Source organism: Paenibacillus sp. Marseille-Q7038, from assembly GCF_965111595.1.
Window position 1 is genome coordinate 3,420,924 of the sequence record NZ_CBCOOM010000001.1, and the last position, 15,176, is coordinate 3,436,099.

Genomic DNA, 15,176 nt, shown 5'->3' on the forward strand with positions numbered 1-15,176 from the left:
CGACTTCAAGTCTTGGTTCTGATACGATAGATAAGAGATCCATCCTGAGACCTACAAGAGGAATTTTGAAATCGTAATAAGGTATAGAAAGAGGTTATTTCATACAATGAATGTAAATGTAATTGTGATTGGCGGAGGACCATCCGGGCTCATGGCTTCTGTTGCAGCAGCGGAACATGGTGCTTCCGTTCTTCTTATAGATAAAGGAAATAAACTTGGACGGAAGCTAGGGATTTCCGGTGGAGGGCGTTGTAACGTAACCAATGCCAAAGAACCGGACGAGCTAATCCGTCACATACCAGGGAACGGCAAGTTTTTGTACAGTGCTTTTCAACATTTAGATAACAAAGGAATTATGCGTTTCTTTGAGGATCTAGGCATTGCTTTAAAAGAAGAAGACAACGGAAGAATGTTTCCAGTGTCCGATCGGGCCAAAACTGTAGTGGATGCACTCATCGGAAAAGCAACAGCGCTCGGGGTGAAGATTTATACAGATACCCCCGTATCCGAAATTGTGTATGAAGATCAGAAGGTTGCTGGAGTGAAGCTTACATCGGGTAAAATGATCCGCTCGGACGCGGTTATTGTCGCGACAGGAGGAAAATCAGTACCACAAACCGGTTCTACAGGTGATGGCTACCCATGGGCTGAAGCTGCGGGTCATACCATTACCGAACTCTATCCTACCGAGGTACCTATTGTATCAGGCGAGCGTTTTATTCAGTCCAAAGAGTTACAAGGTCTGTCTTTGTCAGACATCGCCCTTTCGGTTCATGATGCAAAAGACAAAGTTGTTATTCGGCATGAAGGAGATATGATATTTACTCATTTCGGTTTATCTGGACCTGTCGCTCTAAGATGCAGTCAATTCATTCGCAAAGTACAGAAGAAGACAGGTTCACATCAGGTAACGATGAAGCTAGACCTGTATCCTGCCAAGTCTCTTGGAGAAATGACGCAAGAACTCAAGGATAAACTGGCACAAGAACCGAAAAAAGCGATCAAAAACTCGCTGAAAGGAATCGTCCCCGAGCGGCTTATTCCTGTAATCCTGACAAAGGCAGAGATTGAAGAAGATACGACATATCACCACCTCCCTAAAGGCGCGCTTGAAACCCTTGCGAATTTAATCAAAGGTTTTCCTATTGTCGTAACAGGAACTCGTTCTCTTGCCGAAGCATTTGTGACAGGAGGCGGAGTGAACTTAAAAGAAATATACCCTAAAACAATGGAATCCAAGCTGATGCAAGGTCTTTATTTTTGTGGAGAGATTCTTGATATTCACGGTTACACCGGAGGTTATAATATCACTGCTGCCTTCTCCACCGGATACACCGCAGGCAAACACGCTGCTGAACAAACGACTGGAGCATAATAGATATAAACGATCTATTAAAGCTGTGTACACAAAAAAGCGATCATTAAATAATGATCGCTTCAGATTGTAGACAAAAGGCATTCGGAATGTATACATTCGGAATGCCTTTTGTCATTTCTACTTCTTTTCAAGAATAAATCAGACGGGTTTCTACCTGATTTACGCCGGGATTGGTCTGTTCCACGACCATCTCGCGATCTTCTTCAGATTCATGGCAAGAAACGTAAGCATCGCCTGCATGGACAATTTTTTCAGCCCTCGTAGGGTTGTCCATCGCATGCCATGCTTTTCTTTTGCATCTGCAAATACCCGTTCCACCGTTTCTTTTCGTTTCGCATAGATTTGTTTTACATGCTGGTGCTGTCTTAGATGCTCTACTTCTTCTAAGTGGTTTTGCCATACATGTCGCGTCACTACTTTTTGGTGGTTTTTGCTCTCTGTACACATGGACAAATAACGACACGATTTACAAATTTCTTTTGGAGATTTGTATTCTCGGTACCCTTCTTTATTGGTAGTCGAGTAAGGTAATACCACGTTAGCAGGACATAAATAGACGTCAAAATATTCATCATACATGTAGTCATTTTTTTGAAAACCTTCTTTTTGAGAACGTGGACGCGTATAAGGCGCGCAGGAGTAACCCCTTGCTCTAATAAATACTTGCTAATCCAAGGTGTTTTGTAGGCCGCATCGGTCCACTGCTACAGGTTTTCCAATCTTTTCTTTTACCAATTCTACGAGGGGCACAAGCAAGTGACTGTCATGTTCATTTCCGGGAGTGACAATGTTACCGAGTACAAATCCGTTTCGGTCTACTGTTGCGTGAAACGAATAAGCAAATTGTTTGGTCCGTTCATCTTTGACATAGTAGCCGCTGTCAGGGTCCGTTGTGCTTTGTTTGATTTCCTTTTCTTCTTCTTTTTTGAAAGAGTCCGGCGGAAATGGCTTTTTATCGTGGTCGTCCCGGTCTTGGTTAATTTCCTCTTCCAGTTTGCGTTGGTACGCTCTTGTTTCTTTGCGTCAACCTTCTTTTCGAATTTTCGTTTGTTCGCGCTCGCTTTTACGTGTGTAGAATCGATGAAAACATGCTCCGCACTGAGTAAATGTTTCTCTCTTGCAGTCCGCAAAATACGGTAGAAAATCTGTTCGAATAGATCTGTATCTTTAAAACGACGTTCGTAGTTCTTTCCGAAAGTAGAGAAATGCGGAACTTTATCATAAAATCCATAGCCCAAAAACCAACGATACGCCATATTGGTCTGTACTTCTTCGATCGTTTTTCGCATGGAACGAATACCAAAGGTATATTGAATAAGAGGTAGTTTAATTAAGATGACCGGATCGATGCTAGGTCGTCCAATTTCCGAATAATGATCCTGAACCAAATCGTAGATGAAAGAAAAGTCGATCGCTGATTCGATTTTGCGAACCAAATGATCTTCTGGCACGAGTTGATCCAGGGCAACCATTTCAAGTTGGTCACGCTGAGTGGATGATTGTTTCGTTAGCATGATTGTCACCTCAATAAAGTAGTTACTACTATTGTAAAATAAAAAAGACTGCAGGCAAACTAGTTTAAGCTAGTTTGTCTACAGTCTGAAGCGATCATTAAATAATGATCGCTTTTTTTGTATAGTTACGCTTTTACACTTCCAGAAAAACCGCCGTAAGCTGCCCCAAAATCATCATGGTCATTACTGTAATTACGGTCTTCTTCCAAGAAGTTATCTCCAAAAGGATTGTCGCTTCGTCCAGATAAATAAGCTTCATCTAAATCTTCATTTACCGTATGGGCCGGAATGGACAGGTATGCGAATTCTGTATCCTGTTTAGCATCCGAATGTGGAGTAAGCCCCCCACGATTGCCGTTCTCATCCTGTATTTTTCCTTCAAATACTTCAACGATTTCAAGAGCTGTAGTAATGTCCTGTTGCTCTATTTTTACATCCATAAGACCTGATCCGAGCATTTCCGGTTTATATCCTAGCTCAAGTAAGGTATCAAACGCCCCACGAGCTTTTGTCTGATCAGGAAACATAATCATGATTGCAGGTTCTTCCACGTCGATCATCCTCTCTTCATCTTATCTAGACTTCAAGAATGCCTGTCACGCTATCTTTAGTATGACAATGTAAGAGTCTTTTTATGAAAAAATGAAGAGAAAAATAATTTACATAGATCAAGGAGATCAAGGAAGTTTAGATTACAGATAAATAAATTTCTTACTAATCTTCGTCAGAAACGGGCTCAGGCGCTGCATTCCGCAGACCGGCAGTAACAAGAAAAGCAATAACGGCAATGATCATCATAATCACGAAAAGCGAATGTAAACTGAGTTCAAGTACATTTTGCAGCATCATCTTCAAATGTTCTGGCATAGAAGCCGTACCATGCGGAGCAAGGATTTGATTAATGTCCGCTTGTGTGATGCCTTGCTCGGTCAGATTCTTCTCTTCCGAAAGGGCGGCGATTCGCACATTTAACCAAGTACCAAAAGCTGCAGCACCGATGGTTTGTCCTAACGTCCGCGTGAAAGTATTCAGTGCGGTAGAAGCTCCTCTTTGACGATGACCCACAGAAGACTGTGCAATAATGGTAAACACAGTAAAAGAAAATCCAAACCCAATACCGTAGATAAATGTATATACATACATCAACCATTCGGGTGTGCTGGCTGTCGTAAATAGTAAACCAATTGAGCCGATTACAATAGCCGTGAGTCCAATCAATGTGGTTTTACGTGAGCCAAGCCGCACAAGAAGTCTTCCTGCAAGTATTCCTCCAATTAACCATCCAATGGACATCGGTGCGAGCATTAAACCGGAAGAAGTCGCATTTCCTCCACGCACTCCTTGAACCCACAGAGGAAGGTAACTAGATAAACCAATGAGCAGTGCACTTATGAGCATGCCAGAAATATTAGATAAGGTGATATCCCGAATCCGGAATAGACTCAGCGGAACAAGTGGTTCCTCTGCTTTCCTCTCGATACAAACAAACAAGATAAGAAAACATATAGCACCAATGAGTAGAAGAATAATGAACGGTGAGGTCCATGCGTAAGACTGACCGCCGAGTGTTAGTACAATTAATAACGAAGTAATCCCAATAATAAAGGTAATAGCACCTGCAAAGTCGATTTTCGTATTTCGTTTCACTACTTCTTCTTTAAAGTACTTCGCAACAAACCACATCGCTAGAAGACCAAAAGGAATATTAAATCCAAATATCCACTGCCAGCCGAGGTAATCCACAAAATAACCGCCGATCAAGGGTCCGACTAATGAAGATATTCCCCATACCGAACTAATCAATCCCTGAACCTTGCCGCGTTCTTCAATGCTGTAAATGTCACCGATAATAGTAAAAGTCACAGGAACTACAGCCCCCGCTCCAATCCCCTGAATGGCACGATAAACAATTAAACTTTCCATATTTACAGCGAAACAGCATAAGATACTGCCTAATAAAAATAAAGCTACACCGATCAGAAACACCGGTTTCCTGCCGTACAGATCGCTAATTTTACCAAAGATCGGGGTACTCACCGCCATAGTCAGTAAGTAGGATGTAAATATCCAGCTTAACAGCGATACATCCCCCAGATCACTAACGATCGTCGGTCCTGCAGGTCCAATCACGGTCCCTTCAATGGCAGACAAAAATGTGGCCAGCAGCACACCGATTAAGATGAGACCACGGCCATTTATGTTATTTGTTTTCGTCATGAAAATTAATACCTTCTTTCCTAAGTTCGCTTTCTCACGCAAACCTATTCCATATTACCATTACCTTACTTCCCATGGAAGGAAGGATCTTCATTTATTCACCGGTAATTCTTTGAAGTGTTTATTTATTTTATTTTCTTAAGTACTTCCATTCTTCAAACAAAAGGGAGTGCATCTGCATATCCTTATAACCTGTAGATGTATATTGCAGCTGCCGAAGAATTCCTTCACAGCTAAACGATAAGGAGGAAAGCAGCTTAGCAGAAGCCTCATTTCGAGGATCAACTAAAGCCTCTATACGGTTTAATTCCATGGTAGTAAAACCGAAATTCAGCATTGCTTTTATCGCTTCAGTCATGAGTCCTTGCCGCCAGTGCGAAGATGCCAGTTCATATCCAATCTCACCACGGAATGCACCTTTCAGCTGCCAATGGTTAAATCCACAGCTGCCAATAATTTTACCGCTGCTCTTTTCAATGATTGCCCAGCGAAAACCCTCCTCATTCTGCGAGCACTCATCCAGGAGTTCAATCATTTCCTCAGCATCCTCTTCGCTGTGCATCGATTCGATGTTCATATATTTTGTGACGACTGGATCAGACCATACCTGGAAAATAGCCCTGCTATCCTGCTTCTGCAGCTTTCTCAGCCACAATCGTTCTGTATGTAATTCAGGGAGATTCCCTGCGCATTTATACATGTTAAATCCTCCTATACATCCTGTTATGAAGTAAAACGGCTTGTTGCTCTAGTCATCTAATCACAGGAAGAAAAAGAAGACAAGTGGTTAATCATAGGTACCGGGATATCGGACTTAATTCAGGGGGCATACTACGTCAGTATCCATGGAAGGAGGAACGACCTGATATGTATCAGATTGCTTTTATTTTACTATCCTTCTTACTCATAGTTGAAGGACTTCTTACGTTTACTTTTAGAAAAATGATACGAATGAAGGTACGCAGTGAAGATTATTTGTTCTCCATGCTTGAAAAGGCAGGTGTGTACCACCGTTCTGCCTATGATGAACTAGCGAAAGAAGATGTATGGATAAAAAGCCAAGATGGTCTTAAGCTCCATGGCGTCATTGTCGAACCCAACCCTTCTTCCCATCGCTGGATTATTATAGTGCACGGTTACACAGCTTCTCACTCCATATCAACGCAGTACATTACGATGTTCTCCGAATTAGGATTTAATTTACTGCTCGTTGATCAGCGGCGACATGGAAAAAGTGAAGGCATTTATACGACGTTCGGGTACAAAGAAAAGTATGATGTAGCAGCCTGGGTAGAGTTTTTATACGAACGCGTTGGTCAGCACTGCCTCATCGGTCTGCATGGGCAATCTCTAGGCGGCGGGACGGTACTCGAATACCTGTCCATTGCAAATCCCTGTGTAAAATTTGTGATTGCCGATTGTCCTTACTCTGATCTGACTGAACTTATGAAGTATCAAATTAAACGTGTGAAACTTCAGGCGTTTCCCTGGTTTTATTCCATCATGAATCGGCGTGTACTAAAAAGAGCAGGGTTTCGGCTAGAACAGGTGTCGCCGCTTCGCGCTGTACAAGAAAGTGAGCTTCCTGTCATGTTTATTCATGGCCTAGAGGATCGATTTGTTCCTACCTATATGAGCGAAGATTTATTCGCCCATAAAATCGGATTCAAACGTTTATTATTAGTGGAAAAGGCAGAGCACGCTAACGCTTATATGACTAATCCGTCCTTATACCGTAAGGAAGTTATGCATTTTGTTAATGAGATTTTGTACAGAGAAGAAAATCTCGTATATAAAGAAACAACCCAGCCATTTTCTGAGAATCATCCATCTTTTTCTTCCGATATAGCCAAGGGAATAGATTCACTTACTCCACTTGAAGCTTAATAAGTTTTTGCATCTTTATTTAATAAAAAAGAAAAAGCACGTGAGCCCTTAGTTCATAAAGGTGCACGTGCTTTTTCTTTTTCTCATCATATGATTGGAAGCGGACTATACGGTTTCGGTTTCTACAACTTCTGCCGTCATCGATCCGAGCATTGTACGAACTTCTTTAAATTCTGCGATTCCTGCTCCGGTGATACTGAATTTATCATCGTGAGAAGTTAGGAAATTCTCTTGTGTAAGTCTCTCCAGCTCTTGTTTCACTTCACGCTCACCTACTCTGTAACCTTGTGTTTCAAGTTCCGTGAGTACGCCCGTTACCGTTAAATCATCACTTTGAGCCATGTGAAGCATGTGAATCCGGATAAATAAATTTTGTGTGTCTGCGAGCATATGATAACTCCTCTCTCTGATTAAAATTGGCTAACAACATAGAATCATATCCATTGTGTAGTTTATAAAACTTCCTTCGTTTACTTCATCATTACCCTTGCTTACGTGAGATCAATCACATACAATTAATTAGATATAACGATAATTTTTTCTCACGATACACAGGGGAAACATAATACTAGCGACTTATCTGGAAGGGGATCACACATGTCATTTCAAACCGCTGCCTACGAAGGAACACGTCAAGAACAATACAATACCGTCCTCAGTCAGTTAAAAGGCTTAATCTATGATGAACCTAATGCAATAGCCAATATGGCAAATGCTTCTGCTTTGCTTAATGTGTTCTTACAGGATATCAACTGGGTTGGATTTTATATTTATGATGGTAAGGAACTCGTTTTAGGGCCTTTCCAAGGTCTGCCTGCTTGTATTCGTATTGGAATAGGAAGAGGCGTATGCGGAACTTCCGCTGAGCAACGCCGCACTTTACGAGTGGAAAACGTGAATGAATTCCCTGGACATATCGCTTGTGATGAGGCAACCAAAAGTGAAATTGTTGTTCCTATTGTGAAAAACGGAGAATTGTTCGGAGTGCTCGATATAGACAGCCCCAAATTATCCCGTTTTGATCAAGAAGATCAGGCGTTTTTGGAACAGTTCGTGGAAATTTTATCAACACAGCTTTAAGATAAATAGAGCTTAAAAAAACAGGCACCTCGAGACTGATCTCAAGGTGCCTGTTTTTCATTACTCCAGTTCCCGATCTGCCAGCACGAGCATACTGTCGCGCATATACTCTGCCATCCCTGGATGATAACGATTGTATATCTCCCTATACTGTATCTTGTCCACGTAAAGGTCTGCCAGACCTTTATATATCGTAGCCGTCGGAGTATAAAATTGTCTGACCCAATCCAAATGCATTCGTACCGTTCTTTGTACTTCCTCACTTGACGGAGTTAGCCCTCTCTCCATCGCATGTTGAAGCTGTTCATTAATCATATCCAGCGTCTCCTGGGAAGATAAATAATCTTCCTCCTCTTGAGTAGTAGAGTCACTTGACTCAATTTCTCTTGAGGAGGGGTTCAGCAAACCCATGCTGTTCTTTTTCTTCTTACTAAAACCTTGAAATAAATGATTGGGTTCGATCTCCTTATGGAGTTCCAAAGACTCAATTGTTTCATCTACGGACTGAATTAACGTATGAATTCGAGAAGATTCCCTGAGTAATTGCAGGCGGTGATCATGCAATCTGCCAAGTAGTTCCTTTGGCTCCGCTTGCATTCGTTCTTTAATTTGATGGACTGACATCGACTGTTCTCGATATAACATAATCTGCTGAAGTGCAAGCAAGCTATCATACCCATACTTTGGTGAATGATCTAGGTTGCCATGAGATTCAAGTAAACCTTCTTCCTCATAGGAAGTTAAAGTCTCTTGATCCACCCCTGTAAAAGAGGAAAGATCATCTAATGTATACTGCAACGCTCACACCTCCTTCCTGCTGTTTTTGGTTTGTAAGGTCGTCTTTTCTCATCTGAAGTTCTTATAGATAGGAACATTTGCACGTATGAGCTTCTCATTTTACTATATATGGTTAGTTACCCATTCTGTTCAGGATGAACCGAAATACAAGAAGAATATGACGAAGGATAATCTAATTTCGATTAATAACGACAAGTTTGAGTTCAGTCATCGCATCCAAAGCATATTTAATCCCTTCTCGGCCAAACCCACTCTGTTTCACACCACCATAAGGCATATGGTCTACACGAAACGTAGGGATATCATTAATCATAACGCCTCCCACCTCTAGTGTATCTGCTGCTTCCATTGCATCATTAATGTTTTGTGTGAAAATACCGGCTTGAAGTCCATACATGGAATCGTTCACCAGATGGATCGCTTCTTTTATGGAGCTAACACTATGAACTACCATGACCGGTCCAAATACTTCCTGACAAGAAACTTTTGCAGCAAGAGGTACATTGGTTAAAATGGTAGGCTGGAGCACTCGGCCTTCTCGTTCTCCGCCAATCACTACCTTCGCACCCTCTGCCTTCGCTTCCTGAATCCAGTCCTGCACTCGCTGTGTATCTTCCTCTGTAATGAGCGCTGAGACATCGGTATTCGGGTCCAAAGGATCGCCTGTACGCAGCTTAGAGACTCTCTCAGCTAAAAGCCTAGTAAAGGTATTGGCAACTTCTTCATGTACATACACACGCTGTACCGAGATACATACCTGACCTTGGAAAGAGTATGCCCCTGCTGTCACCCGGTCTGCAATTGCTTCTAAATCTCCTGCTTCCTGATCAATAATGACCGCAGCGTTCGATCCAAGCTCGAGGGTCACCCCTTTTAATCCCGCTTTTTCTCGTATTCCCGTGCCGACTTTTGGACTCCCCGTAAACGTGATATGCTTCACACGTGGGTCAGTTACCAGCTTATCCCCAATCATCTTCCCATTTCCGCTGACCACCTGTAGCGCACCTTTAGGCAAGCCTGCCTTTTCAAACAATTCGGCAATCAGATAGGCAGACAAAGGTGTCTGTCCTGCAGGTTTTAACACGATCGTATTCCCTGCTGCGATGGCAGGTCCAAGCTTATGTGCAACCAGATTCATGGGAAAATTAAATGGCGTGATCGCTCCGACCACACCGACAGGTTCTTTCACTGTGTAAGCAATTCTTCCCTCACCGCCAGCTGCTGCATCCATAGGGATCGTCTCCCCCTGGATACGTTTGGCTTCTTCTGCTGCAAAGCGATACGTTTCAATCGTCCGATCCACCTCAGCCCTTGCTGCTTTAAGGGGTTTTGCAGCCTCTTTAGCGATTTGCTCTGAAGCTTCCTCTTTCCGCTCTTCTAATAGTTCTGCCACTTTAGCAAGGATAGAAGAACGTTCATGTGCAGGCATCTTGCGCGTGACTTTAAAGGCTTCCACTGCACCTTCAACAGCATCCTCTATATCTTGTTCTGATGCAATAGCGACTTGTGCGATCGTTTCTTCATTGTAAGGAGAAAGTAGTGTCGTATAGGATTTCGCTTCTCTCCATTGTCCATTAATATATAAATGCTGTAATAACATCGTATGACCCTCCAGTCAATTTTTTAGTTAAGATGATCTATGAAAAAAGAACCGTATAATTATTATCCTCTTATAAAGTAATATCCCGCTGACAGTAATTAAAACAATAATGACTAACATTTTTCTCCAAAGGTCATGTGTTTGGAATAGTAATTGTCTGATGAAATCCACGGCGAACCAAGTTCTGCTAAATAAACAAACATAAAAAAAGCCTGCATCCAGTAAAAAGGATGAGGCTTTTTTCTCAAGTTTACATAGGTTGCTATATAACTGTTGAAGCAGGTTCTTTATATCGTAAGATGCGCATGGCGTTCAGTACAGCAAGAACAGTAACACCAACATCAGAGAAGACAGCTTCCCACATGGTTGCTATCCCAAATGCACCGAGGATGAGGAAAATCGCTTTAACACCCAGTGCAAAGATGATATTCTGCCATACAATAGCTCGGGTCCGTTTCGCAATACGAATGGCCGTTGCAATCTTAGAAGGTTCATCCGTCATGATGACAATATCAGCAGCTTCGATCGCTGCATCCGATCCAAGACCTCCCATAGCTACACCCACATCAGCCTGAGCAAGAACAGGAGTATCGTTAATTCCATCACCAACAAACATCACTTTCTCTTTCGGATCTTTCGAAGCAGTAATCCGTTCCATCTGCTCCACTTTATGCTGCGGCAGCAGTTCGGCATGCACCTCGTCTACTCCAAGTTCCTTCGCAACGGATTCGGCAACGGAGCGAACATCCCCCGTAAGCATGACTGTCTTACGGATCGAGAGGGAACGAAGGTCATTAATTGCGCGGGCAGCATCTGCCTTGATCCGGTCAGAGATGACAAGATGTCCTGCATAAGTACCATCAACCGCCACATGAATGACCGTGCCATACAATACGGCATCCTCATATTTTATCCCTTGCTGTTTCATCAGTTTCGTATTCCCTGCAAGAATGATATGCTCATCCACCCTGGCTCTAATCCCATATCCGGATAGTTCCTCATAATCGGTAACCCGCTCTTCTTGAAGCGGTTCTTGATATGCTTTCCGAATAGATGCAGCGATCGGATGATGGGAATGCAGTTCGGTATAAGCTGTATGTTCAAGTAATTGTTGTTTCGCTTCCTCTTCTGAACCCGCAGATGAAAGTAACGGATGAGAAGGATAAATACCGGATACTGCAAAGACTCCTTCCGTAAGGGTTCCTGTTTTATCAAATACAACTGTTTTTACTTGACTTAAGGCTTCAAGGTAATTCCCACCTTTTACAAGTACACCTGCTTTGGATGCTGCTCCGATCCCTCCGAAGAATCCAAGCGGAATGGAAACGACAAGTGCACAAGGGCAGGAAATAACAAGAAAGATCAGTGCCCGATAGATCCAGTCTGAGAATTCAGCACCACTGATCACAAGCGGCGGGATTATGGCTAACAGCAGGGCTACAATGACGACAATCGGAGTATACACCTTTGCAAATTTATTAATAAATGTTTCCGTAGGTGCTTTTTTGTTCGATGCATTTTGGACAAGATCCAAAATTTTCGATACGGTTGACTCTCCGTAAGATTTGGTTACTTTTATTTTTAGGACACCATTCAAATTAACAAAACCACTCAGCATCTCGCTACCTGGCTCTACTTCCCTAGGAAGAGACTCCCCTGTCAGCGCAGAGGTATCGAGCATAGAATTTCCTGTTAGTACGATTCCATCAAGTGGAACCCGCTCTCCGGGTTTCACAATAATGATATTCCCTATTTCGACTTGCTCAGGTGAGATTTTACGAGTACCTTGCTCCGTCTCCACATTCGCATAGTCCGGCCGAATGTTCATTAGCGACTGGATGGACTTACGTGAACGGTTCACAGCAAGACTCTGAAACATCTCTCCAATCTGATAAAACAACATAACAGCGACAGCTTCGGGATATTCCTGAATAGCAAACGCACCCAAGGTAGCAATAGACATCAAGAAAAATTCATCAAATACCTGACCACGGGCTATATTGCGAACTGCCTGCCATAATACATCTCCGCCAATCAGCAGATAAGCAAGCACAAACAGGGCGATTTCGGCCCAGCCATCCATCGGCAACAGTGCTGCGAGGACAGCAAGTACCGTCCCTGCACCAAGCCGTACAGCAACTTTGCGCATTTTGGATGAACTATGATCATGATTATGACCTTCATGTCCGTCTGCTTCGTTGTGGCTGTGATCGTGTCCTTGGTGATCACGGTCATGATGATCTTTTCCGCTCTCTTGTTGACGGCTTCTCTCTCCTACTACGGAAACTTTAATATGTGAATCAAGCTGTTTAATTTTACGTTTCGCTTCCGTAATGACATCTTTTTCTGTCCCATCCTGTGTAGTTAGGACCATTTTACATGTTGCAAAATTAACTGATGCGGAAGTAACTCCTTGCAGTTTGCTAACCCCACTTTCAATCTTCATTGCACAGTTCGCACAGTCAAGACCATCCAAAAGCAGTTCGTATTTCACTTGTTTGGCTTCAGTACTCACGCTCTGTCATCTCCTCTGACTTCCCATGGAAATTGTTAAAAGTAATATATGAGCAACTGTTCATATGTTTATGGATTTATTATATGCAACTGTCAAAGATGAAGTCAATGATACTTGGAGCAAAAAATATATATTTATGCACTTCCCCTTATTTTGGCTATAATAAAACTATATAAGAGGCGGTGATACACATGGAAAATCAAAAAATAATACCTATCGAAGATTGTGATGCAACTTGCTCTGGTTCGGATACATCACTAGAGAACCTCAGAAACTCCTTGCTTGATAAAACAACGTCGGTACAAATGGCTGACTGGTTTAAGGCATTCAGTGATCCGACCCGCCTTCGTATTATTGATGCATTATTACAGAGAGAATTATGCGTTCATGATCTCACAGTACTTTTGGATATGGGACAATCGGCCATTTCTCATCAGCTTCGTTCCCTGCGCAACATGCGTATCGTGAAGCGGCGCAAAGAAGGTAAAACCGTATATTATTCGCTCGACGATGGACATATTGAACAAATCTTCATCCAGACTCTTCAGCATATTAAACACGAGTAACATCGGTTTGCCTTCTTCAAAAATAAAAAGAAGCATTCATGCAGTTAACGTCTGCAAGAATGCTTCTTTTTATTTTATATCTTGATCGTAGAGCCCCGATCCATCCCTGAACCAGAGGAATAGATGTGTGAAGAGCACTTTAAGAACAGCATAACCGGGTACGGCCAGCAAGATCCCCGCCACTCCAAACAAATTCCCTGCGGTCAGAATGACAAAGATAATGGTAATGGGATGTACTTTAAGCGATTTCCCCATAATCTGCGGGGATATGAATTTTCCTTCTATCAGCTGAACAATCGTCCAAACTGCAATCATTTTTAGCAGCATCACCGGTGAAGTAAAGGCGGCAACGAGAAGCGCAGGTGTGATCGCAATGGCTGGTCCGAGATAAGGAACAATACTCGTAAAGGCAGCAATCACAGCAAGGATGAGCGCATAATCTAGGCCGATAATGACGTAGCCAATATACAGCAGAACACCAATACAGAAGCTCACGATAATCTGTCCGCGAATATAAGAACTGATCTGATGATTGGATTCCGAAAGGATTCTTGTCGTCCCTGGCCGCATTTTGGTGGGCAGGAAGGATAACAGGTAATCAGGTAATTTCTTGCCGTCTTTTAATAAGTAGAAAAGAATAAAAGGAACGGTGACAATGGTAAGCACCGTCTCTGTCAGGATTCCTAAAAAACCGCCAATCCCTGAAAAAGTGGTGTCGAGAATACTGCTTGCCTGTTTAGATAAGTCCTGAATCATCTCATCGAAATTAACCGCGGTTTGAACCTGTGTCAGGTACTGACTCCCAATGAACTGTTCAAACTGATAGGCTACATTCTCATAATATCTTGGAAAATTAAGAATTAAGTCCTCAATCTGTTGCCGCACAACGGGAACGACCGCAAGAATCACAATCGTGATAATAGCAGCAATAAGGAGATATAAGATCAGAATCGAATATACCCTTTTTAAACCTCGTCGTTCTAATATATCCACCAGCGGATTCAGTAAATAATACACTACACCTGTCAATAAAATCGGTATCACAATGGTCCTGAACAAAACTTCTAAAGGCCGAAATACGAATGATACTTTGGTAAAGACCATAATATTGAGACCGATCAGCAAGATGACCAATAAAAAAAGAACAAATTTATTATTGAGAAAAAAACGCTTGAATCTGTCTGGCCAAACTCTCTCTTGTTCCATATATGCATCCCTTTCTTACGATCCAAATAGCTCCTATTTATATATTAAAGAAAAAAGCCCAACTTTCATACGTTTTTCTAAGCTCTTCGTTTCAAAAAACAAAAGTCCTATAAAAAAAACAATATATTATATATGTGTTATATACGTGTTATATATTAACATTCTTATGTGTATCCCTCCTTTTATTCGCTTTTGCAACCTAACATCTATTCACTTTCGCTAATAAAATGCAGGAAATTTATTATATATGTAATAAAGTGCAAACAATAATACAAATAATGTGTGCGCAAAATAAAAATCGATTCTTCTTATGTTAGATATATTGACAAAGTGTGGTTTTGCCTCTACAATACGGTCAAAGCCTTAAAAACAAACTTTACCATTTATGAGAATTGGCGGATGAAACCCTCATTCT

The 15,176-nt window shown here is 42.0% G+C and carries 12 protein-coding genes and 1 pseudogene; 4 read left to right on the forward strand and 9 right to left on the reverse strand.

From position 1 onward, the window contains the following. Window positions 1-106 precede the first annotated feature (106 nt). Entirely contained in the window at window positions 107-1,375 is a 1,269-nt protein-coding gene (locus tag ACWPWY_RS16235; protein ID WP_454192595.1) for an NAD(P)/FAD-dependent oxidoreductase, read from the forward strand. 162 nt (window positions 1,376-1,537) lie between these two features. On the opposite strand, the pseudogene ACWPWY_RS16240 reads toward ACWPWY_RS16235, so the two are convergent. The 4 genes and pseudogenes from ACWPWY_RS16240 to ACWPWY_RS16255 form a co-directional block, all read right to left on the reverse strand. Continuing rightward, window positions 1,538-2,892: pseudogene (locus tag ACWPWY_RS16240) on the reverse strand (IS1182 family transposase). 125 nt (window positions 2,893-3,017) lie between these two features. Next, window positions 3,018-3,452 (reverse strand): hypothetical protein, encoded by a 435-nt coding sequence (locus tag ACWPWY_RS16245; RefSeq protein ID WP_454192596.1) that lies wholly within the window; start codon window positions 3,450-3,452, stop codon window positions 3,018-3,020. 154 nt (window positions 3,453-3,606) lie between these two features. Then, window positions 3,607-5,109: an MDR family MFS transporter gene (locus tag ACWPWY_RS16250; RefSeq protein ID WP_454192597.1), complete on the reverse strand. Its 1,503-nt coding sequence runs from the start codon at window positions 5,107-5,109 to the stop codon at window positions 3,607-3,609. Between the two features lie 130 nt (window positions 5,110-5,239). Next, complete coding sequence (locus ACWPWY_RS16255; protein WP_454192598.1) at window positions 5,240-5,809, reverse strand: GNAT family N-acetyltransferase; 570 nt, start codon at window positions 5,807-5,809, stop codon at window positions 5,240-5,242. Window positions 5,810-5,976: 167 nt separating this feature from the next. Here ACWPWY_RS16255 and ACWPWY_RS16260 point away from each other — a divergent pair, with 167 nt between their 5' ends. Further along, window positions 5,977-6,996 (forward strand): alpha/beta hydrolase, encoded by a 1,020-nt coding sequence (locus ACWPWY_RS16260; RefSeq protein WP_454192599.1) that lies wholly within the window; start codon window positions 5,977-5,979, stop codon window positions 6,994-6,996. 105 nt (window positions 6,997-7,101) lie between these two features. Here the strand turns inward: ACWPWY_RS16260 and ACWPWY_RS16265 are convergent, their stop codons facing one another. Beyond that, entirely contained in the window at window positions 7,102-7,386 is a 285-nt protein-coding gene (locus ACWPWY_RS16265) for a hypothetical protein (RefSeq protein ID WP_454192600.1), read from the reverse strand. Window positions 7,387-7,593: 207 nt separating this feature from the next. On the opposite strand from ACWPWY_RS16265, the gene ACWPWY_RS16270 reads away from it, so the two are divergent. Continuing rightward, complete coding sequence (locus tag ACWPWY_RS16270) at window positions 7,594-8,076, forward strand: GAF domain-containing protein (RefSeq protein WP_454192601.1); 483 nt, start codon at window positions 7,594-7,596, stop codon at window positions 8,074-8,076. A gap of 60 nt (window positions 8,077-8,136) precedes the next feature. Here ACWPWY_RS16270 and ACWPWY_RS16275 read toward each other — a convergent pair whose 3' ends face one another. The 3 genes from ACWPWY_RS16275 to ACWPWY_RS16285 all read right to left on the reverse strand — a co-directional run bounded on the left by ACWPWY_RS16275 (window position 8,137) and on the right by ACWPWY_RS16285 (window position 12,989). Next, complete coding sequence (locus ACWPWY_RS16275; RefSeq protein ID WP_454192602.1) at window positions 8,137-8,874, reverse strand: MerR family transcriptional regulator; 738 nt, start codon at window positions 8,872-8,874, stop codon at window positions 8,137-8,139. A 172-nt stretch (window positions 8,875-9,046) separates the two neighbouring features. Then, window positions 9,047-10,474 (reverse strand): aldehyde dehydrogenase family protein, encoded by a 1,428-nt coding sequence (locus ACWPWY_RS16280; RefSeq protein ID WP_454192603.1) that lies wholly within the window; start codon window positions 10,472-10,474, stop codon window positions 9,047-9,049. A 262-nt stretch (window positions 10,475-10,736) separates the two neighbouring features. Further along, the gene (locus ACWPWY_RS16285; protein WP_454192604.1) at window positions 10,737-12,989 is read right to left on the reverse strand and encodes a heavy metal translocating P-type ATPase; all 2,253 of its coding nucleotides are present in this window, start codon (window positions 12,987-12,989) and stop codon (window positions 10,737-10,739) included. A gap of 191 nt (window positions 12,990-13,180) precedes the next feature. On the opposite strand from ACWPWY_RS16285, the gene ACWPWY_RS16290 reads away from it, so the two are divergent. Beyond that, window positions 13,181-13,555 (forward strand): ArsR/SmtB family transcription factor, encoded by a 375-nt coding sequence (locus tag ACWPWY_RS16290; RefSeq protein ID WP_454192605.1) that lies wholly within the window; start codon window positions 13,181-13,183, stop codon window positions 13,553-13,555. 69 nt (window positions 13,556-13,624) lie between these two features. Here the strand turns inward: ACWPWY_RS16290 and ACWPWY_RS16295 are convergent, their stop codons facing one another. Next, window positions 13,625-14,761, reverse strand: a complete 1,137-nt coding sequence (locus tag ACWPWY_RS16295) for an AI-2E family transporter (protein WP_454192606.1) — start codon at window positions 14,759-14,761, stop codon at window positions 13,625-13,627. Window positions 14,762-15,176 lie beyond the last annotated feature (415 nt).